Annotated in this window: 23 protein-coding genes and 1 tRNA gene; 15 read left to right on the top strand and 9 right to left on the bottom strand. The window is 64.9% G+C overall.

Annotation, left to right across the window (positions count from 1 at the left end):
• Window positions 1-86: 86 nt before the first annotated feature.
• Window positions 87-1,031: a hypothetical protein gene (locus AC1DJ5_RS09160; protein ID WP_477020388.1), complete on the top strand. Its 945-nt coding sequence runs from the start codon at window positions 87-89 to the stop codon at window positions 1,029-1,031.
• Window positions 1,032-1,043: 12 nt separating this feature from the next.
• On the opposite strand, the gene rpiA is transcribed toward AC1DJ5_RS09160, so the two are convergent.
• Both rpiA and glmU read right to left on the bottom strand, forming a co-directional pair.
• On the bottom strand, window positions 1,044-1,727 hold the full coding sequence (gene rpiA / locus AC1DJ5_RS09165; RefSeq protein ID WP_477020389.1) for a ribose-5-phosphate isomerase RpiA: 684 nt from the start codon (window positions 1,725-1,727) through the stop codon (window positions 1,044-1,046).
• Window positions 1,724-3,091, bottom strand: a complete 1,368-nt coding sequence (gene glmU, locus AC1DJ5_RS09170; RefSeq protein ID WP_477020390.1) for a bifunctional UDP-N-acetylglucosamine diphosphorylase/glucosamine-1-phosphate N-acetyltransferase GlmU — start codon at window positions 3,089-3,091, stop codon at window positions 1,724-1,726. Before glmU ends, rpiA begins: the two co-directional genes overlap by 4 nt.
• Window positions 3,092-3,164: 73 nt before the next feature.
• Here glmU and AC1DJ5_RS09175 point away from each other — a divergent pair, with 73 nt between their 5' ends.
• The 8 genes from AC1DJ5_RS09175 (at window position 3,165) to AC1DJ5_RS09210 (ending at window position 8,840) form a co-directional block, all read left to right on the top strand.
• Complete coding sequence (locus AC1DJ5_RS09175; RefSeq protein WP_477020391.1) at window positions 3,165-3,851, top strand: HAD-IA family hydrolase; 687 nt, start codon at window positions 3,165-3,167, stop codon at window positions 3,849-3,851.
• 269 nt (window positions 3,852-4,120) lie between these two features.
• Window positions 4,121-5,410, top strand: coding sequence for a dicarboxylate/amino acid:cation symporter (locus tag AC1DJ5_RS09180; protein ID WP_477020392.1), 1,290 nt, complete (start codon window positions 4,121-4,123; stop codon window positions 5,408-5,410).
• 86 nt (window positions 5,411-5,496) lie between these two features.
• Window positions 5,497-5,571 (top strand) — tRNA-Val (locus tag AC1DJ5_RS09185).
• A 205-nt stretch (window positions 5,572-5,776) separates the two neighbouring features.
• A complete protein-coding gene (locus AC1DJ5_RS09190; protein ID WP_477020393.1) occupies window positions 5,777-5,941 on the top strand; it encodes a hypothetical protein in 165 nt (54 codons plus the stop codon).
• Window positions 5,938-6,162, top strand: a complete 225-nt coding sequence (locus AC1DJ5_RS09195) for a hypothetical protein (protein WP_477020394.1) — start codon at window positions 5,938-5,940, stop codon at window positions 6,160-6,162. Before AC1DJ5_RS09190 ends, AC1DJ5_RS09195 begins: the two co-directional genes overlap by 4 nt.
• Before the next feature lie 2 nt (window positions 6,163-6,164).
• Window positions 6,165-6,605, top strand: a complete 441-nt coding sequence (locus AC1DJ5_RS09200) for a LexA family protein (protein ID WP_477020395.1) — start codon at window positions 6,165-6,167, stop codon at window positions 6,603-6,605.
• On the top strand, window positions 6,602-7,861 hold the full coding sequence (locus tag AC1DJ5_RS09205; RefSeq protein WP_477020396.1) for a Y-family DNA polymerase: 1,260 nt from the start codon (window positions 6,602-6,604) through the stop codon (window positions 7,859-7,861). The genes AC1DJ5_RS09200 and AC1DJ5_RS09205 overlap by 4 nt, the downstream gene beginning before the upstream one ends.
• 274 nt (window positions 7,862-8,135) lie before the next feature.
• Window positions 8,136-8,840 carry an SOS response-associated peptidase gene (locus AC1DJ5_RS09210; protein ID WP_477020397.1) on the top strand — a complete coding sequence of 235 codons (705 nt, stop codon included), beginning with the start codon at window positions 8,136-8,138 and terminating at the stop codon, window positions 8,838-8,840.
• Window positions 8,841-8,957: 117 nt separating this feature from the next.
• Here AC1DJ5_RS09210 and AC1DJ5_RS09215 read toward each other — a convergent pair whose 3' ends face one another.
• Window positions 8,958-9,674 carry a hypothetical protein gene (locus tag AC1DJ5_RS09215; protein WP_477020398.1) on the bottom strand — a complete coding sequence of 239 codons (717 nt, stop codon included), beginning with the start codon at window positions 9,672-9,674 and terminating at the stop codon, window positions 8,958-8,960.
• Window positions 9,675-10,314: 640 nt separating this feature from the next.
• Between AC1DJ5_RS09215 and AC1DJ5_RS09220 the strand changes: the two genes are divergently transcribed.
• Window positions 10,315-10,761 (top strand): hypothetical protein, encoded by a 447-nt coding sequence (locus AC1DJ5_RS09220; protein WP_477020399.1) that lies wholly within the window; start codon window positions 10,315-10,317, stop codon window positions 10,759-10,761.
• A gap of 449 nt (window positions 10,762-11,210) precedes the next feature.
• Here AC1DJ5_RS09220 and AC1DJ5_RS09225 read toward each other — a convergent pair whose 3' ends face one another.
• Entirely contained in the window at window positions 11,211-11,756 is a 546-nt protein-coding gene (locus AC1DJ5_RS09225) for a recombinase family protein (protein WP_477020400.1), read from the bottom strand.
• Window positions 11,757-12,245: 489 nt separating this feature from the next.
• On the opposite strand from AC1DJ5_RS09225, the gene AC1DJ5_RS09230 reads away from it, so the two are divergent.
• On the top strand, window positions 12,246-14,654 hold the full coding sequence (locus AC1DJ5_RS09230; RefSeq protein WP_477020401.1) for a DUF5906 domain-containing protein: 2,409 nt from the start codon (window positions 12,246-12,248) through the stop codon (window positions 14,652-14,654).
• 235 nt (window positions 14,655-14,889) lie between these two features.
• A complete protein-coding gene (locus AC1DJ5_RS09235) occupies window positions 14,890-16,110 on the top strand; it encodes a tyrosine-type recombinase/integrase (protein WP_477020402.1) in 1,221 nt (406 codons plus the stop codon).
• A gap of 36 nt (window positions 16,111-16,146) precedes the next feature.
• On the opposite strand, the gene AC1DJ5_RS09240 is transcribed toward AC1DJ5_RS09235, so the two are convergent.
• The 3 genes from AC1DJ5_RS09240 to AC1DJ5_RS09250 form a co-directional block, all read right to left on the bottom strand.
• Window positions 16,147-16,815 (bottom strand): hypothetical protein, encoded by a 669-nt coding sequence (locus AC1DJ5_RS09240; RefSeq protein ID WP_477020403.1) that lies wholly within the window; start codon window positions 16,813-16,815, stop codon window positions 16,147-16,149.
• 465 nt (window positions 16,816-17,280) lie between these two features.
• The gene (locus AC1DJ5_RS09245; RefSeq protein ID WP_477020404.1) at window positions 17,281-17,661 is read right to left on the bottom strand and encodes a hypothetical protein; all 381 of its coding nucleotides are present in this window, start codon (window positions 17,659-17,661) and stop codon (window positions 17,281-17,283) included.
• Between the two features lie 2 nt (window positions 17,662-17,663).
• Entirely contained in the window at window positions 17,664-18,050 is a 387-nt protein-coding gene (locus AC1DJ5_RS09250) for a response regulator (protein WP_441456336.1), read from the bottom strand.
• Window positions 18,051-18,392: 342 nt separating this feature from the next.
• On the opposite strand from AC1DJ5_RS09250, the gene AC1DJ5_RS09255 reads away from it, so the two are divergent.
• The 3 genes from AC1DJ5_RS09255 (at window position 18,393) to AC1DJ5_RS09265 (ending at window position 23,381) form a co-directional block, all read left to right on the top strand.
• Window positions 18,393-21,236, top strand: coding sequence for a chemotaxis protein CheW (locus AC1DJ5_RS09255; protein WP_477020405.1), 2,844 nt, complete (start codon window positions 18,393-18,395; stop codon window positions 21,234-21,236).
• Complete coding sequence (locus AC1DJ5_RS09260; protein WP_477020406.1) at window positions 21,233-21,718, top strand: chemotaxis protein CheW; 486 nt, start codon at window positions 21,233-21,235, stop codon at window positions 21,716-21,718. The genes AC1DJ5_RS09255 and AC1DJ5_RS09260 overlap by 4 nt, the downstream gene beginning before the upstream one ends.
• 67 nt (window positions 21,719-21,785) lie before the next feature.
• The gene (locus tag AC1DJ5_RS09265; RefSeq protein WP_477020407.1) at window positions 21,786-23,381 is read left to right on the top strand and encodes a methyl-accepting chemotaxis protein; all 1,596 of its coding nucleotides are present in this window, start codon (window positions 21,786-21,788) and stop codon (window positions 23,379-23,381) included.
• A gap of 24 nt (window positions 23,382-23,405) precedes the next feature.
• Here AC1DJ5_RS09265 and AC1DJ5_RS09270 read toward each other — a convergent pair whose 3' ends face one another.
• Window positions 23,406-24,245, bottom strand: coding sequence for a CheR family methyltransferase (locus tag AC1DJ5_RS09270; protein WP_477020408.1), 840 nt, complete (start codon window positions 24,243-24,245; stop codon window positions 23,406-23,408).
• On the bottom strand, window positions 24,242-25,321 hold the full coding sequence (locus tag AC1DJ5_RS09275; RefSeq protein WP_477020409.1) for a protein-glutamate methylesterase/protein-glutamine glutaminase: 1,080 nt from the start codon (window positions 25,319-25,321) through the stop codon (window positions 24,242-24,244). Before AC1DJ5_RS09275 ends, AC1DJ5_RS09270 begins: the two co-directional genes overlap by 4 nt.
• Window positions 25,322-25,351: the final 30 nt, after the last annotated feature.

Here is a 25,351-nt window from a genome sequence, read left to right on the forward strand (position 1 = left end):
CTCTGCAGGTCGCTCATGCCGATTTGACCTATGCACCTCATGCCATAACTCTAAAATAACATCGATAGATTGAACCGGAGATTGTCGTGATCGCGCTCGCCCTGGCCGCCCTGCTTTCAACAACTCCTGTACAGAATACGCCGACCGTCCAAGCTGGACCCGGCGTCGAGGACGCGCCCGTTCGCCTTGAGGACGTTGAGGTCACCGGGCGCTCGCTTGAATCCATGATCGACGACTTCGTAGGCTCCGTCGCAGCCCCCAATCCGAATCGGAGCTTGGCGCGGTGGCGCGGCAAGCTTTGCATCGGCGCCGCCCACTTCGAGCCCGAAACCGCCCAGTATCTGGTCGACCGAGTTTCAACCGTAGCCAGCGATCTGGGTCTGAGAACCGGCGCGCCCGGATGCTCGCCGAACGTGCTCATCATCGCCGCCAGCGACGCCAACGCCATGGCCGCTCAAATGACTCAGGACAGCAAGCACACCTTCCGGATGGGCGGATCAGGCATGGATCGAGGCGGCGCCGCCTTGCGGGCGTTTCAATCGTCCAACCAGCCGGTACGCTGGTGGCAGGTCAGCATGCCCGTGGATGCCGTCACCGGCGAACGCGTTACGCGCATACCGGGCGAGTGCCAGGGAAGCTGTGAGTCCGTCTATTCGTACGTGCCAGTCCTCAACGTCTTCGCCTCGCGTCTCAGCACGCAAATCGTTGATGACATTTTCCGAACCATCGTCGTCGTGGACGCCAATCAACTCGCCAACGTCCAGATTCAGCAACTGGCCGACTACATCGCCATGGTCACCTTCGCCCAGATTGATCCGAAGGCGGACACCAGCCGCTATGCGTCGATCCTGAATGTCTTCGATGCGCCTGAAAGCGTCGTCAGCCTCACCGAATGGGACAAGGCCTATCTGGCCGGCCTCTATGACACCCAGCGAACCCGCAAGAGCCTTAGTGCGGCGCGCTCCGAGATCACCTCTTCGATCCGACGCACCCACGAACGGCTGCGCGCAGAAGAGCAGACGCAAGACTAGGAGCAAGGAGCCTTAGGGCGCCCGCGTCTCGAACCCATCGTCCGTGCCGATGATGGCCAGGTCAGTCAGGTCGAGGAAGAGGCCGTGTTCGACCACGCCGGTCAGGCTCTTGAGGTCGGCGGCGAGGCGGGCCGGGTCGGCGATGATCTTGCAGGCCGCATCATAAATGAGGTTGCCGCCGTCAGTGCGGATCAGGCCGCGGTCGGCCTGACGGACGCGAGCGGGCATGGGGATGTCGTGGTCGGCCAGGACGTCGGCGATGCGGTTGGCGGTGGTCTTGTGACCAAAGGCGACGACCTCGATCGGCAGGGGGAAGGTCCCCAGCACCGGCACCACCTTGGCCGCGTCGGCGATACAGATGCAGCGTTCGGACGCCTCCCACACCAGCTTCTCGCGCAACAGGGCCGCGCCGCCGCCCTTGATCAGGGCGAGGCCGGGGCCGATCTCGTCGGCGCCGTCGACGGTCAGGTCGATGCGCGGGGTGTCCTCCAGCGTCGACAGGGTCAGGCCCAGCTCACGCGCCAGATCAGCCGTGCGTTCCGACGTCGGCACGCAGCGCAGGCCGTCCAGCCCGCGCGCCGCCAGCGCCTTGACGAACCAGGCGGCGGTGGAACCGGTGCCCAGACCGACCACCATGCCCGCCTCGACATAGGCGGCGGCGGCTTCGCCGGCATTCTTCTTCTGCAGGTCGCTCATTGGGATTTCGCCGCCTTCTTTGCGCGCATCGTGTCCATGAAGCGGGCGGCCCAGCCCGACTTGGTCGTCTGTTCGGCGCGGCCCAGGGCCAGGTCGCCCGGCGCGACGTCCCTGGTCACCACCGAGCCGGAGCCGACCATGGCGCCCGCGCCGATAGTCACGGGGGCGACCAGCGAACTGTTCGAGCCGACGAAGGCCCCCTCGCCGACCGTGGTGCGGTGTTTGAAGAAGCCGTCGTAGTTACAGAAGATCGTGCCCGCGCCGATGTTGGCCTTGGCCCCCACCGTCCCGTCGCCGAGGTAGGCCAGATGGTTGGCCTTGGCGCCTGCGTCCATGCGGACGTTCTTGACTTCGACGAAGTTGCCGACCTTGACGCCCTCGCCCAGGTCCGCGCCGGGGCGCAGGCGGGCGTAGGGGCCGACCTCGGTCTTGGTCGCGACCTTGGCGCCTTCGATATGGCTGAAGCTGCGGATGCGCGCGCCCTCGGCCACGCGGGCGCCGGGGCCGAAGACGACGAAGGGCTCGATGGTCGTGCCGGCGCCGACTGCCGTGTCCCAGGCGAAGTGGACGGTGTCGGGGGCCGACATGGTCACGCCCGCCGCCAGGAAGTGCTCGCGCTGGGCCGACTGGAACAGGGCCTCGGCCTGGGCCAGTTCGCCTTGCGCATTGACGCCCATGACCGAGTCCTCGGCGGCGAAGACGGCGCGGGTCGGGGCGCCGCGCTTGCGGGCCAGCTCGACCACGTCGGTCAGGTAGTATTCGCCCTTGGCGTTGTCGTTCTTCACCTGGGCCAGCAGGTCGAACAGCAGGCCGACCGGCGCGGCCATGACGCCGGAGTTGCAGGCGGTGATCGCCAGAACCTGTTCCGAAGCCTCCTTGGCCTCGGTGATGGCCAGAAGGTCGTCGCCGTCGAGGATCAGACGGCCATAGGCGCCGGGATCGCGGGCCTCGAAGCCGATGACGGTGACGCCTTCATGCCGATTGGCGAAGTCTGGGGCGAAGACCGGCTCGATGTCGGCGGCCTTCAGCAGCGGCACGTCGCCATAGGTCACGACCACATGGCCGATGAAGTCGCCCAGCACGGCCTCAGCGGCGCGCACGGCGTGGCCGGTGCCGAGCGGTGGGTCCTGAACGGCGATGGAGTCCTCGCCCAGACGGCGCACGACGTGGTCGCGGACCTCGGGCGAATGAGAACCGACGACGACGACGATACGCTCGCAGCCCAGGGCCTCGGCGGCGTCGATGGCGTGATCCAGCATGGCGCGCTGGCCGACGGGGTGCAGCACCTTGGGCAGCGGCGACTTCATCCGCGTGCCTTGGCCTGCGGCGAGGATGATGGCGGCGCGAGGGTGGGGTGCGGTCATGAATCGATCCGGCGGCTTGTCGTCCTGCGCGATCTAGCCCATTGCCGAGGTCTGCGCGAGCCGGGAGACAAGAGTGACCATCGAACGCGATCTGGAAGGCTGGACCATCGCCTTCGACCTGGACGGGACTCTGGTGGACTCGGCGCCCGACCTGATCGGCACGCTGAACCGGATGCTGGTCGAGTATGAGTTGCCGCCCGTGCCCCTGTCCTCGGCCCGGCATCTGGTCGGGCACGGGGCGATGGCCCTGCTGCGTCACGGCTTCATGGAGGCCGGCGCCGCCTGGGACGAGGCCCATGCCCCCGGTCTGTTCGACCGCTTCATCGAGGACTACCTGGCCCACATCGCCGACGAGAGCCGCGCCTTCGACGGCGTGGTTCCGGCGCTGGAGCGGCTGGCCGGGCGCGGGGCGATCCTGTGCGTCGCCACCAACAAGCGCACCGACCTGTCCGTCGCCCTGATCGAGGCGCTGGACCTGACCAAGCACTTCGCCTTCATCGCCGGGCCGGACGCGGTCTCGGCCCGCAAGCCCAGCGGCGCCCATATCCATGAGGCGGTGCAGAAGGCGGGCGGCGATCCGGTGCGCTGCGTCATGGTCGGCGACAGCACCACCGACACCAAGGCGGCCAAGGACGCGGGCGTGGCCTGCATCGTCGTCGGCTTCGGCTACAACGACGTGCCGCGCGACGAGTTGGGCGGGGATGTGGTGATCGACCACTACGACGGGTTCGAAGCGGCGCTGGCCGAGGTGATGCCTTAACGCATCTTCCCTTCTCCCCTTGCGGGAGAAGGTGGCAGCCGAAGGCTGACGGATGAGGGGTTGCGGGACATTCAACTCGCCGCCTTCAGAGCGTAGCGAGACCCCTCATCTGGCCCTGACGGGCCACCTTCTCCCGCAAGGGGAGAAGGATCAGAGTTAGAAAATCTAAACATCCAGACAGAACTTCTGCGCGCCATCTGCGCCCGTCGCGGTTGCCGTAACGCACGCCTGCAAACACATAGACCGACCGCTCCTCCCCAAAGGTCGTCATGTTCCGTCGCTTCTTCGCCATCCCCCTCTGGCAACGCACCGCCGCCGGTTTCGCCCTGGGCATCATCGCCGGCCTGATCCTGCGCGAGCAGGCGACCGTCTGGCTGAAGCCGATCGGCGACGTCTATCTGAACCTGATCCGCATGGTGGTGGCGCCGCTGGTGCTGTTCACCATCGCCAGCTCCATCGCCAAGCTGGGCGAAGGCGTCGGCGCGGTGCGGCTGGGGGTGCGGACACTGGTGTGGTTCGCCATCACCTCGCTGCTGGCGGTGCTGGTCGGTTTCGCCTTCGGCCATCTGATCAATCCCGGCGTCGGCCTGTCGGACCTGCCGCTGGGCGAGGTGAAGGCGCGCGATATCCCCACCCCGCTGCAAGTGCTGCTGGGCATCGTGCCCACGAACCCCTTCGCGGCGCTGAGCGAGGGCAAGGTGCTGCAGATCATCTTCTTCTCGGCCCTGGTAGGCGCGGCGCTGGTGGCGCTGGGCGACCGGGCGCAGAACGCGCGGCGGCTGGTGGATGAGGGCGCGGCGCTGATCTTCCGCATCACCCGCTGGGTGATCCAACTGACGCCCTTCGGCGTATTCGGCCTGATCGGCTCGGTCGTCGGCGGCTACGGCTGGGAGGCGCTGCTGCCGCTGGGCAAGTTCATCTTCGCCATCTACGCCGCCTGCCTGTTCCACATCCTGATCGTCTATTCGGGCCTGCTGAAGCTGCACGGGTTGAAGATCACCAGCTTCTTCCGCGGCGCCTTCGCGGCGCAGCAGACGGCTTTCGCCACCTCCTCGTCGATGGGCAGCCTGCCGATCACCCTGCGCCAGACGGTCGAGCGTCTGGGCGTGCCCCAGGGCTACGCCGCCTTCGCCGTGCCTTTGGGCGCCAATGTGAAGATGGACGGCTGCGGCGCCATCTACCCGGCCATCGCGGCCATCTTCATCGCCCAGTATTTCGGCATCGACCTCAGCCTGACCCAATACGTCCTGATCGGCCTGACGGCAGTGTTGGGCTCGCTCGGGACCGCTGGCGTTCCCGGCACCTCGATCGTCATGCTGACCCTGACCCTGTCGACGGCGGGGCTGCCGCTGGAAGGCATCGGCTATATCGTCGCCATCGACCGGATCATCGACATGATCCGCACGGCCACCAACGTCACCGGCCAAATGCTGGTCCCGGTCCTGGTCGCCAAGGAAGAGAAGATCCTGAACGAGAACATCTACAACGGTCACGTCGCCTGGCTGCCTGGCGACCCCGACACCGAGACGCCGGAAGGGGTCCGCGCCGCCGGTATTTGATCGAATGAGGCTTGCCGTCGTCGGAATCGCGGGCTACATCGCGCCTCCCGACGGCCCAAGCCTTTTCGATTTGGCCGTTCTGCGCTGGACGCGTAGCTCAGCGGGAGAGCACCTCGTTCACACCGAGGGGGTCACAGGTTCAATCCCTGTCGCGTCCACCATTTCTTTCAATCACTTGGGTGATTGAGGCACTAAGTGCCCCCCAGAAACTCCCCCAGAAATACTCCTGAAACGCTCGGCATCCATCCGCCAGATGGCTGGCTGGCGCGCCTGTGGATATGAGAACATAACGCGAACAAGTGACTTGCTCGCAAGCCGGGTTCGCCACTACGAGTCCAACCGGGTCGGCAACTCGGAGGATGGAATATGGACACGCAACCCTGCAGCCCGGATGAAACGTTTACCCGCGACCTAGCTGAACTCGACCGTGAACTCGATGCTCGGCGCAAGACGGAAAGGCAGGAGAAGACGATCAGCCCTCTGGCCGGTCTGATCGCTGGCATGACCCATATCGGGAGGCCTGCACGATGAGCGCCCCCACGCCCACGCAGATCGAAACTGCCCTCGCTCAGATGGTCGCCATCTGGCGCCACGGTGAAGCGGCGCAGCACGACCCCGTCATGATCAACATGCTCGCCCGGCACGCAGCCTATCTGAACCGCATCGCACCCGGCACCGTGGACAAGGTGCGGGCGACGTTCGAGGTCATGTACGCGCATGGCGACCACCCCGGAGCTGCCTCAGCAGTCTGAAGATGAAACCCCTGTCTGCCGTGCAATTGCGTACCGGCGCGCTCCTGCCGATCTCGCTGATGGGGTCATCTGTATGCGCTGGCTTTCCCAGCCCCGCTGACGACTATGTCGAAGAAGCCCTTGACCCCGCACATCTGATCGTAACGAACCCGATCAGCACATTCATGTGGCGCGTGTCCGGCTCATCGATGATCGGCGCTGGGATCAACGATGGGGACTTCGTCGTGGTCGATCGATCGCTGAAAGTGAAGCCGAACGATGTCGTCGTCGCAATTATTGACGGCCTGCCCAGCGTCAAACGGGTGCGTCGCCTTGGCGGCGGACACCTCGCCCTGGACTTCGACAACCCGGTAATGGCGCACCTGATCTTGGACGAAGCGTCCGAGGCAATGATCTGGGGCGTGGTAACATGGTCGTTGACGGCCCACCGCCCCCCATCATGACCCGCGTCTACGCCCTGTCAGATGGCAACAGCTTCTACTGTTCCTGCGAACGGGTGTTCGATCCATCGCTGATCGGACAACCCGTCGTCGTCCTGTCCAACAACGACGGCTGCGTAGTCGCCCGCACGCCAGAGGCTAAAGCCCTTGGCGTTCCGATGGGCGCGCCGTGGTTTGAAATCCGCGATGGTTATCTGAAGGCAGGCGGCCGAGTGCGCTCCTCCAACTACGCCCTCTATGGCGACATGAGCCGCCGGGTAAACGCCGTCTATGAGCAGTTCGCTGACGACGTCGAGGTCTACTCGATCGACGAAAGCTTCCTCGACCTGACCCGATCGCCTGACCCGATCGCCCATGCGCGACGTATGCGCGACACGGTGTTGCGTTGGACGGGCATCCCGACGTGCGTCGGCCTCGGCCCGACCCGCGTACTGGCCAAGGCCGCCAACCACCTGGCCAAGAAGCGGCCCGCGTTCGAAGGCGTCTGCGACCTGACCGATCCATCCCGCCGCATGGAACTGCTGGCGACCCTGGACGTCGCCGACATCTGGGGCATCGGCCGCGCCCTGACTGCACGCCTTGCATCGCATGGGGTACACACCGCCGCCGACGTCGCGGCCCTGCCCCCAAAGTCGACACGGCAAATCCTGTCGGTCACCGGCGAACGCATCGCGCTTGAACTGGCGGGCATCCATTGCAGCGATCTGGAAGTCTCAGCTCCAGCGAGAAAAGGCATAGCCGTCACCCGGTCCTTCGGCCGACCGGTCACGACCTTGGCGGAGATGGAGCAGGCCATCCGCACCCACGCCGTGCGGGCGGGCGAGAAGCTGCGCAGACATCAACGCGCCGCACCTCAGCTGCAAGTGTTCTATTTCACCTCACGCCACCGCGCCGGGCCTCAGCGATCGGCCTCAGGCGTCGAAACCTTCCCCGTCGCAACGAACGACAGCCTTGTTTTGTCTGCCGCCGCTGGCCGTCTGGCGCGACGCCTATGGGCCGACGGCTACCTCTACGCCAAGGCAGGCGTCATGCTGGAAGGCCTGATCGCCCCGGCGGACGCGGCACTGGATCTGTGGAACCAACCCGACCCGCGCCGCGAGGACCTGATGCGAGCGATGGACGCGGTGAACTTGAGGTTCGGACGTCACGCCCTCGCGCCCGCAGGCGTCACCTATCAGAAGCCATGGGGACTGAAACAGGACATGCGCAGTCCGCGCTGGACCACCCGCCTGAACGAAACCCCGATCGCGAGAGCGTAGGACAACTGAGCGGCGCTGATGGCCGGGCTACCGCTCATACAGCGACGACTGCTTATCGCGACTCCACAAACGTTGATCATCATGAGAGGCTTCGCCGAGGAGGAGCCATGTCCAGTTTTACAGATGAAGAGCGCGAGGCAGAGGCGCGGCGACGGCAGCGCCCGCCCGCCCCAACCGGCCCCATGGTGGCGGAGTGCCTGCATTGCAGATGTACTTTCCCTGCTTACGAGGCGACCTCCGCCGAATACCCCCTCTGCCCCACCTGCCTCTGACAGTGTGCAACCTCTACCGACAGCGCAGCGGGCCCCAGGCGATCCTCGATCTGGCGAGGGCCATCCGCTCCGACGTTGGCAACATGGAGCCGCGCGACATCTACCCCGACTACGCCGCGCCCATCGTCAGGACCGGCGCCGACGGCGTCCGTGAGCTGGCCGTGGCCCGCTGGGGCATGCCGTCGTCAAAGAAGGCGCAGTTCGACGCCGCGACCAAGCGGGCGGACAAGCTGCGCGCCAAGGGCAATGACGTGGACTTTCCCAAGCTGCTGGAGCTGGAGCCCGACAGCGGAACCACAAACGTCCGCAACACGTCGTCGTCGCATTGGAAGCCCTGGCTGAAGCCTGAGAACCGGTGCTTGGTCCCGTTCGACGCCTTCAGCGAGCCCGGCCGCGACGCCGAGGGCAAGTACCAGCCGGTCTGGTTCGAACTGGACCAGACCCAGTACGATCCTCTGGCCTTCTTCGCCGGTGTCTACGTCCGCGACTGGTCTTGCGTGCGCAAGATCAAGACCGGCAAGGAGACCTGCGACCTGTTCGCCTTCCTGACGACCGAGCCCAGCGAGCCGGTGAAATCGGTTCACCCCAAGGCCATGCCGGTGATCCTAACGGAACCCGACGAGATCGAGATGTGGATGTCGGCGCCGTGGGAGGTCGCGAAAGAACTGCAGCGCGCCTTGCCGGCCGACGCGCTTGTGCCGATCTGACGATCGGGCAATTGACGAAATGGCCATTGGGATTGGCCTACACTACCAAACAATAAGGGCGCTCTTGAAAACAAAGCGGCTTCTGAAGTTTTGATAGCTCGTCATACCGCTAGGCAGTTAGCGCGATCGCTCTAGCGCCAACCTAGCCGCGTGAAAGGCACGCGCCTTTACGTCTTCAAAGGCCAGCAAATTGGGGGGCAACTGGAGCCCCTTTGCCCGACTGTGCCTATAAATGTTGGCGGTAACCTTGGCGGCCTTGATGTCAGGGTAGGCCTCCCGCAGCGCATGCTCACCGCCATGAATGACCTCTGACACTTCGATCAGCTTGTATAGGTCAAACCAATTGTCCGCCCGGCCTGCATAGACGAGAAGCTCCTCAACATAGTCTGTCGCACCTGCATCGAGCCAAAGCTGCGCCAGAGAAGCGGCTGGAAGGGCCGGAGGGGCCGGAGCGGGAATGCTACCGTCCGGGTTCCTCACGGTAACGGTAGCCGATGATTGCAAAGCCGGGAGCACAGCACTGCCAGTTACAAACGTATGGAGCACCGGAACGCCATCACCGGCATCCACCACACCCGCAATGGCTACCCTGGCGCCGCGACCGCTGAGAGCGATCGCGCCGTTAACCCGGCCAACTAAAACGTCGGCTATCTGACGAACATCAAGCGCGCTCGCGGCCTCCTCCAGAATAGCCGCAAACAGTACCGGCATATCCTGTCCATGCACGGTGCGCTGTTCGACCCACGGATCAAAGGGCGGCCTGAGCATGAACCGCCAATCAGCCAAGTCAGCGTCGCCACCTCGCAAAGCGATACCCCAACGAGGATTGGCCAAGACTATCGCCCCTTCAATTCAAATGCTTTTCCAGCGGTTCTTCTAATAAAGGCATGCTGGCGAACGCCTCAGCGTTCGAACGTTAGATGATGACTTAACTCGCAGCGAAAAAGCACGGCCAGCTCCAGCGAAACTGAACACGTCCTATTCGCGGCCCTTGCTCGTAGCTTGACGGTCGCTCCGCCAAGCGTCAACGAACGCGACCAGACAGGCAATCGACAGACCCGCGAGCCCGCCCCACGTCCCGCCAAACACCGCTCCGGCCCACGCCAGCGCGATAGCAAGGGCAATCGGCCACAGAGCCCAGATCAACCATGCCGCCGCCAATCACGAGAGAGCGCTTCATGATCTGGCCAGCTTGCGTGGACATTCTTTTCGGCGGGTGCGGTCTCGCGTGGTGTTTGGACACGTGGACGAAGCTTCGGAAGCGACCGCCCTGGCATCCCCACCTGATTACTTCAACCCGTTGGCTGGCGGTGTTCAGCGTAGCCTTGCTCCTCCTAGGCGGATTGCGGGCCTTCGTCTGAGGCGCGGCCGTCATCGTCGCCAATGACCCCAAAGCAGCATCATTTTTCTATGCATCTTTCCGATCGTTGACCTACACACATTGATTGCTTGTCAGGCTTAGGGGGCCGGGAACATGTCGTCGCGCAACACAGACGCGATCATCCGCGCACAGGGGCTACTCACTGGGGGCCTGGCTTTGGCGATGGTAATTTTCATCGTTGCGCTAATCCTCAACCTGATGGGCTTCACCGGTATGACTGTCGGTTCGGCAGCGATGATTAGCATCGGTTTCGCGATGTTGTTTGCAGCAGCATTGCTATTTTTGATGGCCATCAGCCTAGTTGACCGATTGAGCGCGTCTAAACGCGCCAGAGCATTGGCCAACAGCCTAACAGAACGAGGCTTAGAATTCGTCGATCAGCTCCGCGATCCATCCCCACAAGTCACAAAGGGCAATTTGTCGGTCGCTGATGAACTTCGAAAATGGGCAAACTTACGGGATGAGGGGCTCGTGACCGAGCATGAATATCTAGCCGCTCGATCTCAACTCCTTGGCTCGAAAGCTAAGCGTTCTGCATAAGCCCTCGCTGCGCAGCCTCGCTGAAACGCGTCAGGATCTCGCGGCAGGCTTCAGATCCCCCGAGGCAACGCTCTAACGCACCGCCAAGGGTAGCTAACGTAGCTGCGCTCATTTTGGCTTCGAACGCCAAAGCCTTCTTGCGACAGCCCGGCCTCCGCCGGAAGCGGCTCACATCTTCCGTGTCACAAAGCGCTATCGCGACAAGATGTAGATGTCGTCATACGCAATCAGCGCCTCGCCGCGCAGGATGCAGCTCTAAATATCGATTATCGATATGGCTTAGGCTTCAATCCGTGCACGGTCTGCGCTGAATGCGCCCCCAGGACCGTCGCAGCTCTCACATCTCAGAACCGTTCTAAAGACCCTTTCAGCCCTCCCCTATATTGTCGCCTCTCTTCAGAACCTTTCAAAACCGATCTGTGATCTGAGATCTGAGATAGTCGGACTGGCTACGCCCCCAATGCCCGATAGAGCGTTGCACGACCTACGTTGAGGGTGCGCGCCACGTCAGCGGTCCGCGCCCCCGCTTCAATAAGCTGGCGAGCGTGAACGACCTGGGCTGGCGTCAACGCTGGCCTCCGGCCCAGACGCTCGCCGCGCGCCTTCGCGGCCCGAAGTCCGGCCTGCGTCCGCTCGCTGATCAGCGCCCGTTCGAACTCGGCCAGGGCCCCCATCATGTGGAAAACCAGCCTGCCCTGCGCCGTCGTTGTGTCGATAGCGTCAGAGATGGAGCGGAAGCCCACGCCGCGTTCGCCCAGCCCGGTCACGACCGAGATCAGATGCGGGAGCGAGCGCCCCAGCCGGTCCAACCGCCACACGACCAGCACGTCGCCTTGGCCGAGCGCAGCCAATGCCTTGTCCAGACCGGGGCGCGTCGCCGCCACGCCTGACACGCGATCAGTGAATATCTCGGCGACGCCCGCATCGCGCAGGGCCCGCTCCTGTAGGTCGAGGTTCTGGTCTCCCGTGGAGACGCGTGCATAGCCGATATCCATGCGAGTATTTAGAGACAGGTTTTTGAGATTATCAAGCCATTGTTTTTACTAGAGTCGCCAACCCGTCCCTTAAACGATCCTTTTCGAGACAGTCGCTGTCAGTGCGCCCATTGTGCGACCTGGCCCCCCGCCCGCCCCTACCCCTGGGGGAGGGGTCAGACGCCTCTCGCGCCTTGCCCTATCCCGCCCTCTCACAAAATTTGGCGCATTTCCGCTGATGGGTCTTGCCGCTTCCGGCGACTCACCAGCGGTATGCACGCATTGCAGCTTCCTCCCTCGGGAACTGCAGGGACGTAATCAGCTACCCCGTTCGTCCTCGGGGCTCGCGTCAGCGGGAATGCGTTAGGCCAGGTCGCAGGGGTCAGAGGGGATGCGTTGAACGACGCGTCAGAACCTGCCCCTTTTGACCTGACCTCAAAATCCCCACGCCAGAGCTGCGCCTGGAGCGCCATGGCTGTCGCGATTGAGGTCTCAGCGTGAGAAACGCCAATGACGACCCGCTACAAGGCCTATGCTGACGCAGGCCTAGCATCTGAAGCCCTGTCGATTATTCCGCCAAACGCCCCCATCCACCCCAACAGCTCAGATGGCGTTACGGCAGGGCGGGGCAAGATCCCCGGCCATAAGACCCGCGACGGCTGGAAAGGCCTTCAAGGATGGCCGCAGCACGTCGGCACGCCGGAAGACCTGTCGATCTGGGCGGGCTGGGGGGCCAGCCTCGGCATGCAGGGTCGTAAACACCCAGCCGTTGATATCGACGTCGATGATGCAGAACTGTCAGAAGCCATCCGCAAGCTTGCGCTTGGTACACTTGGCGACGCGCCGACGCGATATGGAAATGGCGCGCGCTGCCTGCTGGTGTACGCAGCGGAGGGCATGAAGAAGCGCCGCGTCGCATTCGTCCATGGGGGCGACGACGTTAACGACCAGGGCGGCGCGACCGCGCCCTCCAAGCCTCATCAAGCCGTCGAATTCCTCGCAAACGGCCAGCAGTACGTCGTCGAAGGCATGCACCCCAAAGCCGGAAAGCCATACTGCTGGCTGGATGATCGATCCCCGGCGACGATTGGCGTGACTGGCCTGACGGCCATCACCGCCGAACAGGTTGATCAGTTCTTCACCGACCTTGAAGGCCTGCTGGAGCTTCACGGCTATCAGGTCGTCAGCAGTTCCGCTGCGACACCTAACCATTGGTCTGGCGATCTGTCCCAGCTCGCTCCTTCTATGGACGCACTCAAAGCCGCGCTGAACGCCATTGAAAACACGGTCGTCTACGACACGTGGATCACAATCATCTCAGCCGTAAAGACGGCGGCGGGGCCTGATCGCGAAGCAGAAGCCTTTCTGGCCTCGGCCGCTTGGTCGTTGACCTATCCAGGCAACACCCTGAAGGACTTTACGGCCAAATGGGCGTCCTTCCGTGAGCCCCGCGCCGCATGGCCCTTCCTACGGCGCTATGCGATCGAGCATGGCGACGGAACGTTCTGCGACGCTGCAGATGAGTTCGACGCGGTGGAGCCCACGCCCACGGCCGAAGAACTAGCTGAGGCGGCCGACACCATGCCGCTCACGGCCATGTTCAACCGTTACGTTTGGGTGCAGCGCCTCGCCCGCGTTGCTGATCTGGAATCGGGCGAGTTGTTGGCTCGTGAGCCGTTCAACGTCCTGAACCGCCATATTGGGCCCCCAACCGACACAAAAAGCTGCGCATGGGCGGTTCTCACGTCCAGCGTAACACGTCTTCAGATGGCGCACGGCCTTACCTATCGCCCAGCGGGGCCGAAGTTCGTCGATGAAAATCTGCCCGGCCTGACAGGGCGATGCGTCAACCTGTGGAAGCCTTCATCCACCCGAATACCCCTCGACGTCACGGACAAGGACGTTCAGCCTTGGCTGGACCACGTAGAGTTCGTCATTCCTGGCGAACGCGAACGTGCGATTGTCCTCAACTGGTTCGCCTGGGTGATCCAGAACCCCGGCGAGAAGCCCAACTGGGCTTTGGTCGTCGGCTCGGGCAAGGAGGGCATCGGCAAGGACTTGATGATGCAGCCGGTGCGCGCGGCGCTGGGTGCGGACAACGTGCGCGAGATCGGCCCCGACGATATCGCCAGCGGCTACACCGACTTCCTCCTCGGCACCCGCCTGCTGCTTGTCGAAGAAATGCAAATGCATGAGCGCAAAGCGCTGATGAACCGCCTGAAGCCTATCATCGCCGCGCCGCCCTATACGTTGCGGGTCAACATCAAGTTCGTGCCGCAGTACGAAATTCCCAACCTTGTGGCGGCGGTCTTCTTCACCAACATGGAGAACGCCTTGGCCATTGGCCCAAACGATAGGCGATATTTCGTCACGTGGAACGACGGTGATCCTCGCCCCACGTCCTATTATGCGGAGTTGGCGGCATGGTATGAGGGCGGGGGCGCGGCCGCTGCGGCGGGTTGGCTCCTGAAGCGCGACCTATCAGGGTTCAACGCCAAGGGCCGGGCTCCCGACTCAGAGGCGAAGTCGGCCATGCGGATGGCCAGCCGCTCGCTCTTCGACGAGACCATTGAAGATGCAGTGGCGAACAAGGAAGGTCCGTTCGCCCACGGCTTTTTCACACTGGACGAAGCCGTCGCCTATATTGAACCGCGCCTCGGCGAACGCCAGCGGCTCAGCCCTCGGCGTGTCTCAGGCGCACTGAAGCGGCTCGGTGTTCATGCAATCGGCCGCATGTCTTTGGGAGCCGAGCCGCCCGGCATCCAGGCACCTTATCTGAAGGAAGCCCGTGAGCATCAGATGTTGAGCTGGACTAAGGACGACGCTGACAACGACAGCGCATCCATTCGAACAGCCTTCTGGGCCGAACGTGCAGCCGACAACCAAGCGGCCGCCAACCCGGACACGATGTTCCAATGACCGCGCGCGACCCGTTGGCGCGGGTCGCAGCGAGGCCTCGGCCAGACGATTGGGGCGACGACGACCCCATGACACTGGCCGAGGCGGTGGCGGTCTTTTATCCACAGGGACCGCTCACCGTCTCGTCTCTGCGAACCGAAATCCGCAAGGGGCGTCTATTAACGGCGCAGGTTGCGGGTAGACTCTACGTAACCCCGGCCCGGCTCAAAGGGCTGTTTGAACCGCGCGCAGACCCATGGCACGTCGATCAAAAGGCCCTAGGCTCTATCTCAGGAAAGGCCGCGCCGACCGGCGGTCCGACGACGTCTGGGTCATCCGTGACGGACAGAAAGAGGTCAGCACGGGCTGCGCTACAGGCCGCCTTGCGGACGCTGAACAAGCCCTCGCCGACTACCTCGCCGCGAAATGGACGCCAGACGCCATCGGCTCTGACCGACGCGCCAGCGACCCGGCCGACATTCTCGTGACGGAAATTCTGGCCCTGTACGCCATGGAGAAAGCGCCCCGCGTCGCCGACCCCGTGTCGTGTCAGGGCCGGATCGCCGCCCTGCACGAGTTCTGGGGCGACATGACGCTCGCCGACGTCAAACGATCCACCTGTGAGGCCTATGTCGCATGGCGCATTCTTCAGCCCATACGCAGCTATAAGGACCCCAAGACCGCGCCGCGCGTCACCGATCAGGGCGCGCGACGCGAACTAGAGGACCTATCTGCCGCAATCGGCTACTGGGCCGAGGAACACCCGCTGACCCGCCGCCCCAAAGTCGTGCTGCCACAGAAGGCCGAGAGCACGCGTGATGCCCTGACACGTGAACAGGCGGCCCGCCTACTCATGGCAGCAATGGGGTGGCGACTGGACCCAGTCACCCAGAAATGGCGGCGCCTTCAGGGATCTAGCCGGAAGAACCGCGCCCACCTGCGCCGTTTTGTCCTGATTGGCCTTTACACGGGCACGCGCCCCGGCGTCCTGCCTAAGCTGCTCTGGGAAGAGGCCGCGACGCAGGCATGGGTCGATCTGGACGCTGGCGTCATCTATCGGCGCGGGAAGGCCGAGCGTGACCACAAGACGAAGCGCCGCCCCATGGTGAAGGTCCCTCCCCGCTTGCTCCTGCATATGAAGCGATGGAAACAAATGGACGAGAATGCAGCCACGGTTAGAGAGCGCGACACCGCCCCAGCCGAGCGACGTCCGCTTACCACTGTTCTACACCATGGCGGCCGCCCCTTGGCCGGTCGCATTCGGACAGGGTTCGAAGGCATCGTTCGCGACGCCGGGTTGCCGCCGGACGTCACGCCGCACTGGATGCGCCACACCTGCGCCACTTGGCTCATGGAGGCCGACGTGCCGCCATGGGAAGCGGCAGGATTCACCGGCATGACGATCAAGACCCTGGAAGACTGTTACGGGCACCACCGGCCGAGCCATCAGGCCAAAGCGCGACGGGCACTTCGGTAATGGGACCGAATTGGGAGCACCAAGCCACCCGCGCCTTTACTGGGCCGGGGGCCTTAGATCAATGAACGGTACGATCTGGGGCGGGTAGTCCATTACGATGCGCAACAACCGCTCCCGTTCCGCAGGCGCGAGCGGATGTGTGCTGACAGGATCAAAAGCAGCTCTCAGACCGCCGGTTAGATGCCCGATCTCATGATATATGCGAGATAGCATATCGTTCTCTAGCGGCAGAATGACCTGCCGCTTTTGGGACCAGTAACCTCGCACTGTGATGCTCACGGGCGTTCCATCGGCCGAAACTTCCCCCGTGTAACTGCCGTGAAGAAGAAGGTTTCTCAACGGGTGGAACTGAGTGGCACCGTCAATCGTCCACTTCAAATACGAGAACCCGTCAGAGCCCTCCCCAAGTATCCGGCGAAGACGTTTGGTCAGGAGCTTCATCTTGTCGCCAAACGATTTTCTCTCCCACCCGGGTTCAGGTGGCGCAGGCTCAGCCTGAAGCGCTGAACTAAGCAGGCTTTCCAAAGCCAACTCCAGATTGCCCCAGAACACAGCGACCGATCCGATCATCATCAACTGAGCCGGAGCCAAAATGGGAACGTCCATCGGGACGCCTGGCCGCATATGTTGCGGGTTGACGGCGAATTCGAAATCAACCTTTGGATCATCGCCATCGCTATCCGGCGTATGCGTTTTGAAGCCCACTTGGTCCCCCGTTCAAGCTTGCGCGCGCCGATATAGCTGGGCGCCCCCCTGTTATCCCCCAGAAACAGTCGAATACAACGTGAACACGCTCGCCTAGACGAACCGAAAAGCCTCGTAATATCAGGCGATGCTCCAGCAAGCCTCTCGTTCACACCGAGGGGGTCACAGGTTCAATCCCTGTCGCGTCCACCATTTCTTTCAATCACTTGGGTGATTGAGGAACCACCTGCTCCCCGAACCTCCCCAGAAACGTGCTGCAGGGATCTGCATGGCGGGAGCGTGCAGCCGCGTGCCGTGCCTGGCCGGTAGATCCATGCCTCGCGAATGCGAACAGGGCTTCGCCGCGGTGGAGTTCTACACCCAGATCAAGACCGGTTATTCCGCGAGCTAGGCCCGCCGCCCTTCGCCGCCCCGCGTCAGCCAAGTCCAATGCAAGGCCTGGCTGCGTGGGACCGATCCCGCCGATCACTCCATGGGAGACCGGCCCGTTTCATCGTCTTCCATGCTGAACCAGGCATCCGCCCGCGTTTGATCCAAGCCCTGCCCCGGCCGAGCGGGACCATTCTGGAGCCCCCCGGCTTCACCGACGGCTCCCGCCACGGGCTGCCTTGCTGAAACGGACTGCAACTGGGTCAGCCGCTGGCCGATAATATCCTCCAACGAGCAGGCTTCCAGCACGCTGAGGAGTCCGCCCTCGATCCGCGACAAGGCTTCGCCATCGCCATTGCGAACCAGGACGACATCGCGCAATCCCGCCTCCGAGGCCGCCATCAGCCCTTCCGTCGCGGTGGCCAGATCCTGCCGGATCGCGGCGACGATTTCGTCGAACGCGTCTGCCTCGGCCATCTTCAGAACTCGCCCAGAACGGCCGTCAGCTTCTGCTTCAGCACGGCGTGGGTGAAGGGCTTGATGATGTAGCTGTTCACGCCCGCCTGACGCGCCGCGATGACGTTCTCGACCTTGGCCTCGGCGGTCACCAGGACGAACGGCAATGACCTGGTCTTCGGATCCGCGCGAACCGCCTTCAGCAATTCGAAGCCCGTCATCGGCGCCATGTTCCAGTCCGACAGGACCAGGCCGTAGCCGCCCGTACCGATCATCGACAGCGCCGTGGGACCGTCGGTCGCCTCATCGACGTTTTGAAAACCGAGCTGATTCAACAGCCCCCTCACGATCCGCACCATGGTTTTGTAGTCATCCACGACCAGAATTTTCATCGCTTTGTCGACAGTCATGATCCCCCCAATCACACACAGTGATCGATAGCGGCAGTAAAACTGCGATATCATAAACAAATTCTGGACATTGATTCAGATCAAAAACCCGGATTCATCAAAAAAAGCGGGAGAAATATGCACCACAGGCGCAATGGAATGCACGCAAAGAAGAACTAAATGAACTATATGGTGCATAAAATACATTATCGTAATCGCTCATTGCTTTGAATAATTTCGCACTCTCTGACTTTTCCTGTAGCGAGTTATTCGAATCTATAGATAACAGCGCCATTCCACGCATTCATTCGTTTGGCGCCGGCCTCCCTTTGGACCTGCCGCCGCAATTTTCAGGGAGAGGCTGTGGACGAGGTTCTGGGCGACTTCATCGCGGAAACGCGCGAGGGCCTCGAGGCGCTGGACAGCGAACTCGTGCGCTTCGAGCGCAATCCTCACGACCCCGAGCCGCTGGCGAGCGTCTTCCGACTGATGCACACCATCAAGGGGGCGTGCGGCTTTATCGGCTTGGCGCGGCTGCAACGCATCGCCCATGCGGCGGAAGAAGTGCTGGGCGGCTTCCGCGACGGCTCCCTGTCGGTGAGCGCCGCCGCCGTCACCACCATTCTGGAAGCCGTCGACGTGATCCGCGGCCTGATCGACAGCCTGGACGCGACCGGCGAAGAGCCTGCGGGTCAGGACGCCTCGCTCATCGCCCGTCTCGAAGCGGCCTGCGTCGCCGCCGGGCCTGCGGCGGCCGTCGCCCCCGCCCCCGCCTCGACGACCAGCCCCCTGATCGAGCGCCTCGGCGGCGACGCCACGCTCGACGCCGCCGCCGAAGCCGCCACGCCGTCGCTGATGCGGTTGCCCGCGCTTGAGCCTCTGCTCGGCGACGCCGACCCCATCCTGCTGCAGGCCGCCCTTCTGCAAGGCCTGATAGGCGCAGCGCGCGGCGGCGACACCACCGCCCTGACGCGGGCGCTGGAGGACATCGCCGACATTCGCCTGGAAGGCGAAATGCAGGACGCCCTGTTCGCCGTCGTCGCCATCGCGCTGGAGGCCCTGGGCGCGGCGCCCGAGGACGTGGCCGAACTGCGCGTCCGCGCCCGGATCGTCATCGACACGCCCGCCGCCGCGCCGCTGACGCCGCCGTCGGCCGACGACGCCCCTCCCTCCGCCGGGGTCGGCAAATCGGCCGCCACTATCCGCATCAACGTCGAGGTGCTGGAACAGCTGATGCGCTCGGTCAGCGAACTGGTGCTGATCCGCAACCAGATGATCCAGACCCTGCGGCTGGAGCCGGAAAGCCCGTTCAAGGCGCCGCTCCACCGGCTGAACCAGGTGACCAGCGAGATTCAAGAAAAGGTCATGGTCTCGCGGATGCAGCCGATCGGCGGCGCCTGGGCCAAGCTGCCGCGTCTGGTGCGCGACCTTGAGAACGAACTCGGCAAGCGCATCGAACTGCATATGTCGGGTCAGGAGACCGAACTGGACCGGCAGGTGATGGAGCTGATCCGCGACCCGCTGACCCACATGATCCGCAACGCCGCCGATCACGGGCTGGAGTCGACGGACCAGCGGCGCGCCGCCGGCAAGGCCGAGGCGGGCCGCATCACCCTGTCGGCGCGTCACGAAGGCGGGGCCATCGTCATCGAGGTGTCCGACGACGGGCGCGGCCTGTCCGTTTCGCGCCTGCGGGCCAAGGCGGTCGCCCTGGACCTGCTGTCCCCCGCCGAAGCCGAGCAGATGAGCGACGCCGAGGCGATGCAACTGATCTTCCGCGCCGGGTTTTCGACCGCCTCGCAGGTCACCAGCGTCTCGGGCCGGGGCGTCGGTATGGATGTCGTGCGCTCCAACATCGAACAGATCGGGGGGGTGATCGAACTGAGGTCCACCGAGGGTCAGGGCGCCTGTTTCACCGTTCGCATCCCCCTGACCCTGACCATCGTCTCGGCCCTGATCGTCGAGGCGGGCGGCGAGCGGTTCGCCCTGCCCCAGTCGTCGATCATCGAACTGGTCAGCGCCAGCGGCGCCTCGGGCCGCTGTATCGAGCAGATCGAGGGCGCCCCCGTTCTGCGGCTGCGCGAGCGGCTTCTGCCTCTGGTTTCGCTGCAACGGCTGCTGAAGCTAGGCGAGGACGGCCCGCCCCAGGCGGCCAGCGAGACCTGCATCGTCGTCACCCATTTCGGCGCCTGCACCTTCGGCGTCATCGTCGACCGGGTCTTCGATATCGAGGAGATCGTGGTCAAGCCGGTGGCGGGGGTGCTGCGCCACCTCAACCTCTATTCGGGGGCGACCATCCTCGGCGACGGGGCGGTCATCCTGATCCTCGACCCCAAGGGCACCGCGCGCACCGCCGGGGTCGATCAGATTTCCGGGCAGTTGTCCGGGCTTGGCGCCGACGCCGCGCGAGGCGCGAACGCCGCCCCGCCGCCGAAAGAGGAAGCCATGCTCCTGTTCCGCGCCGCCGACGCGACCCTGCGCGCCGCGCCGCTGACCACCGTGTCCCGCATCGAAGAGATCGAGGCAGGACAGATCGAACAGGTGGAAGGCCGCGCCGTGCTTCAGTATCGCGGTCGCCTGATGCCGATCCTGGGCGCCGACGGCCGCGCGCCCGACTGGACCGGCCCCGGTCGACGCCCCCTGCTGGTCTTCGCACGCGGCGATCAGGCTCTGGGCATGCTGATCGGAGAGATCGTCGACATCGTCGAAACCGCCGCCCGGCCCGAGATCAACAGCACGGGCGGGCTGACGCTGGGCAGCCTGATCGTCCTCGATCAGGCCGCCGACCTGATCGACGTCGACGCCTACTGGCGCCGGGCCTTCGATGCGGCCCCGGCGACCGAGGCCGGACCGGCCGCCGCCCCGCTCGCCGGGCTGAAACGCCTGCTGATCATCGACCCCAGCGCCTTCACTCAGCTTCTGCTGGGACCGCTGCTGGCGCGCGCCGGTTACGCCGTAACCGTGGCTCCGGATGCCGAGGGGGCGCTGGCCCACCACGACGCCAGCGAGGTCTTCGACCTGATCCTGGCCGATCTCCAGCCCAGCCGCGCGCGAGAGTTCGCCCGCATCCTGGCCGGGGCAGAGCGGTGGCACGCCACCCCCCTGTTGAGTTTGACCCTGCTGAACGGCGGCGGCCCGGCGCTGGACGCCACTCGGTTGCTGGACGCCGTCTCCAGCGCCCTGACGCCCGAAAGCGCGGCGGCGTGAGCGCGCTAAACTCTACGACAGAGGCCGGGCTGGTCTCGGTCCAGATCGGCGGTCAGACCTTTGGCGTGCCGGTCCTGGAAGTGCAGGACGTGATCGCCGAGACCGCGATCAACCGCGTGCCCCTGGCGCCGCCAGAGATCGCCGGTTCGCTGAACCTGCGCGGCCGCATCGTCACCGCCATCGACATGCGCCGCCGCCTCGGCCTGCCGCCGCAGGCCGAGGATCAGAGCGCGAGCAGCGTCTCGGTCATCGTCGAACAGGCCTCGGGCGAGCTCTACGCCCTGATGGTCGATGACGTCGGCGATGTCCTCTGGCTGCCGCCCTCGGCGCACGAGCCGACGCCGCCGACCCTATCGCCCGCCTGGCGCGACCTGTGCGACGGCCTCTACCGGCTGGAGGACGACCTCATGCTGGTGCTGCGGACCGAGGCCGTCCTGACGCTGACCCCGCCGTCGCCGTCTCTCGGCGAAGCCCCCGGCTGACCGTCGCCTCGCCTCTTCCCGTTTCAACCCGCCCCACGGCGGACCTCGTCATTCACGGAGACCGATCATGACCAGCGGAGCCACAGCGCGCAGCGCCCGCACCATCGACCAGAGCGCCAAGGCGTCCGCCGACTGGGTGCCCGACTTCCGGCAGTTGCTGGACGACGCCCCGGTCAACGTCATGATCTGCGACCTGATCAATTTCGAGATCACCTACGCCAACAAGGCCACGCTGACGACGCTGCGCTCGATCGAACACGTCCTGCCGATCCGGGCCGACGAGCTGGTCGGCGCCTCGATCGACGTCTTCCACAAGGCCCCGGCCCATCAGCGCCGGATGCTGGCCGATCCGCGCAACCTGCCCCATCGCGCGACCATCGAGATCGGCGGCGAGTTCCTGGACCTGCTGGTCAGCGCCGTGCTGGACGATCAGGGGCGCTATGTCGCCGCCATGACCACCTGGTCGCTGCAGACCGAACGGGTCAAGGCCGAGCGCGACAACCAGCGCCTACTGCAGATGCTGGACGACATGCCGCTGAACGTCATGCTGTGCGAGCCGGAAGAACTGCGTCTGACCTATGTGAATCGTCGCTCGATCGAGACCCTGCGTCCGCTTCAGCACCTGCTGCCGATCCCGGTCGATCAGATGCTCGGCCAGTCCATCGACATCTTCCACAAGCACCCAGAACATCAGCGCCGGATGCTGGCCGATCCCCGCAGCCTGCCGCATCGCGCCCTGATCCAGCTGGGTGATCAGAAGCTGGACCTCAACATCGCCGCGGTGAAGAACACCGAGGGACGGATGACGGGCATGATGCTGACCTGGGCCGTCGTCACGGAACAGGCCCGGTTCATCGACCGCGTCAACGACTTCAGCCAGGACGTGGCCGGGGCCGCCGTCGCCCTCAGCAACATGGCCCAGGGCATGGCCGTCAGCGCCGAGGAGACCAATAGCCAGGCCTCGGCCGTCGCCGTCGCCTCCGACGAGGCCTCGTCCAACGTCCAGACCGTGGCGGCCGCCGCCGAAGAGTTGTCCGCCTCGATCCAGGAGATCACCCGCCAGGTCGAACAATCCAGCAGCATCTCGCGTCTGGCGGTCGAAGAAGCCCTGTCCACCGACGAGACCATGCGCGGCCTGGCCGACTCGGCCGAACGGGTCGGCGAGGTCGTCGGCCTGATTCAGGAAATCGCCGCCCAGACCAAGCTGCTGGCCCTGAACGCCACCATCGAGTCCGCCCGCGCGGGCGAGGCCGGCAAGGGCTTCGCCGTCGTCGCCTCGGAAGTGAAGAACCTGGCCGATCAGACGGCGCGCGCGACCAAGCAGATCGCCGATCAGGTCAACTCGATCCAGAAGGCCAGCCACGCCGCCGTCAGCGCCATCGAAAGCATCCGCCGCACGATCGAACGCGCCAGCGAAGCCTCCTCCGCCATCGCCAGCGCGGTCGAGGAACAGGGCGCCGCGACGCAGGAGATCACCCGCAATGTTCAGGAAGCGGCCATGGGCACGCGCGAGGTCTCGGCCAACATCGTCGCTGTGACCGCCGCCGCGTCGGACAACGCCCAGGCCGCGACCGACATGCTGTCGGCGACGGCGGGCCTGACGGAAAAGGCGCGCGAGCTCGACACGCTGCGGGCCGAGATCGAATCCTTCATGCGCGGCTAGGAGTTCGGGCGGCGCCCGCACCCGTCAGGCGGTGCGGGCGCTGCGCCCCGGAACGGCTCGCCGGAACAGGCCGGCCGCCCCCGGCGTCAGTTCGAAGGCGTCGGTGACGCCCAGCACGGTCTCGGCGCTGCCCAGAAACAGGCCGCCGTCCTCAGCCAGGGTCCGCGCCATTCGCTGAAGGACCGCCCGCTTCTGGTCGACGTCGAAATAGATCAGCACATTGCGGCAGAAGATCACGTCGAACCCGCCCGGCAGGCTGTCGTTCAACAGGTTGTGCGGCCGAAAGCTGACCAGCGACCGCAGTTCCGGGCTGACGCGCCAGCCGTGACCGTCGCGGACGAACCAGCGGTCGCGCCGGGCGTCGGTCAGGCCCCGGCGCACCTCGAAGTCGCTGTAGAAGCCCTCCTCCGCCTTTTTCAGGATCGGCCGCGACATGTCGGTGGCCACGATCTCCAGCCGCCAGCCGGCGAGGCGAGCGCCCATCTCCTTCAGCAGGATGGCGATGGAATAGGGTTCCTGGCCGCTGGAGCAGGCGGCGCTCCAGATCCGCAGGACCCGCGTCGCGGCCCGCGCCTCGGCCAGTTGCGGCAACACCCGCCCGGCCAGAAGGTTGAACGGCGTGCTGTCGCGAAAGAAGAAGGACTCGTGGGTCGCCATCGCCTCGACGCAGCGGAGCAGCAACGCCTCCACCGACGGCCCGCCGAGGCGCAGGCGTTCCAGCAGTTGCGGCACGCCCGCCAGACCTTCGGCGCGCGCCACCTGGCTCAACCGGCTCTCGACCAGATAGCCCTTGTGGGAGGTCAGGACGAGGCCCGAGCGGTCCTTCATCAGGCGGCAGAAATGCTCGAAGTCCGGCCCGGTCACGCCGCGTTCTCCGTCGCGCGCCGAAGCCACGGCCCGATATCGTCCAGGGGCAGCACGGCCTCCGCCAGCCCCGTCGCCGCCGCCGCCGCCGGCATCCCCCAGACCGCGCTGGTGGCCCGATCCTGCGTGATGAAGCGCCCCCCGGCGCGCGCGACCGCCTCGCAGCCCAGAGCCCCGTCCGCTCCCATGCCCGTCAGGATCGCCGCCACCGCCCCGTCGCGATAGACGGCGGCCAGGCTGCGCAGCATGGGGTCCACGGCGGGTCGGCAGAAATGCTCCGGCGCGCCCTGATCCAGCCGGATGACCGGCGAGGTCGGGCCGTTCTCGACCGTCATGTGCCAGCCGCCCGGCGCGACATAGATGCGGCCCGGCTGGACCGGCTCGCCGTCCCTTCCCTCGGCGCAGGGACGCCCCGCCGCCCGCTCGATCTGTTCGGCCAGCAGGGCGGTGAAGGTCGCCGGCATATGCTGGGTCACCAGAATGGGTTGCCGCGCCCCCGCCCCCTGCAGGGCCCGGAACATCTTCAACAGCGCGGGCGGCCCGCCGGTCGAGGCGCCGATGCCCAGCGCCCGCACCATGGGACGCTGCGCGCGACCATGCCGCATCCCGAGGTTCGCGGCCGGCCGATGGGGCGACAGCGGCGCGACCACAGGCCGGGACCCGCGCGACGCCGCCAAGGCCTTCACCTTGGCGATCAGGTCGCGGCCGAACTCGGTCGCGGCGGCGATGCCGGCCTCGGGCTTGGCGACATAGTCGGCCGCGCCCATCCTCAGGGCCTCCAGGCTGATCTCGGCGTTCCGGCGCGTCAGCGTCGAAACCATGATCACCTTGACCGAGGGATGTTCGACGACGATCCGCCGCAGCGCGTCCAGCCCGCCCATGACCGGCATCTCGATGTCGAGAAGCACTACGTCCACCCTGTGCTGGCGCAGCGCCTTGAGGGCCATTTCACCGTTGGACGCGACCGCCGCCACCTCAAGCTGGGGATCGGCGTCCAGCAGACGCCGGACGATCCCGCGCACGACCGCTGAATCGTCGACGATCATGACTTTGATCGCCTGTGAGGCGTTCTCCATTGCCTTCGTCCCCCAACAGCGCCACTGCAA

The organism is Brevundimonas sp. 01N35, assembly GCF_056399785.1.

Excerpts from the sequence above, each read along its gene's own strand:
- AC1DJ5_RS09235 (WP_477020402.1), top strand. The coding sequence starts at position 14,890 with ATGGCACGTCGATCAAAAGGCCCTAGGCTCTATCTCAGGAAAGGCCGC.
- AC1DJ5_RS09180 (WP_477020392.1), top strand. The coding sequence starts at position 4,121 with ATGTTCCGTCGCTTCTTCGCCATCCCCCTCTGGCAACGCACCGCCGCC.
- AC1DJ5_RS09265 (WP_477020407.1), top strand. The coding sequence starts at position 21,786 with ATGACCAGCGGAGCCACAGCGCGCAGCGCCCGCACCATCGACCAGAGC.
- AC1DJ5_RS09195 (WP_477020394.1), top strand. The coding sequence starts at position 5,938 with ATGAGCGCCCCCACGCCCACGCAGATCGAAACTGCCCTCGCTCAGATG.
- AC1DJ5_RS09250 (WP_441456336.1), bottom strand. The coding sequence starts at position 18,050 with ATGACTGTCGACAAAGCGATGAAAATTCTGGTCGTGGATGACTACAAA.
- AC1DJ5_RS09205 (WP_477020396.1), top strand. The coding sequence starts at position 6,602 with ATGACCCGCGTCTACGCCCTGTCAGATGGCAACAGCTTCTACTGTTCC.
- rpiA (WP_477020389.1), bottom strand. The coding sequence starts at position 1,727 with ATGAGCGACCTGCAGAAGAAGAATGCCGGCGAAGCCGCCGCCGCCTAT.
- AC1DJ5_RS09190 (WP_477020393.1), top strand. The coding sequence starts at position 5,777 with ATGGACACGCAACCCTGCAGCCCGGATGAAACGTTTACCCGCGACCTA.
- AC1DJ5_RS09245 (WP_477020404.1), bottom strand. The coding sequence starts at position 17,661 with ATGGCCGAGGCAGACGCGTTCGACGAAATCGTCGCCGCGATCCGGCAG.
- AC1DJ5_RS09230 (WP_477020401.1), top strand. The coding sequence starts at position 12,246 with ATGACGACCCGCTACAAGGCCTATGCTGACGCAGGCCTAGCATCTGAA.
- AC1DJ5_RS09200 (WP_477020395.1), top strand. The coding sequence starts at position 6,165 with ATGAAACCCCTGTCTGCCGTGCAATTGCGTACCGGCGCGCTCCTGCCG.
- AC1DJ5_RS09220 (WP_477020399.1), top strand. The coding sequence starts at position 10,315 with ATGTCGTCGCGCAACACAGACGCGATCATCCGCGCACAGGGGCTACTC.
- glmU (WP_477020390.1), bottom strand. The coding sequence starts at position 3,091 with ATGACCGCACCCCACCCTCGCGCCGCCATCATCCTCGCCGCAGGCCAA.
- AC1DJ5_RS09225 (WP_477020400.1), bottom strand. The coding sequence starts at position 11,756 with ATGGATATCGGCTATGCACGCGTCTCCACGGGAGACCAGAACCTCGAC.
- AC1DJ5_RS09275 (WP_477020409.1), bottom strand. The coding sequence starts at position 25,321 with ATGGAGAACGCCTCACAGGCGATCAAAGTCATGATCGTCGACGATTCA.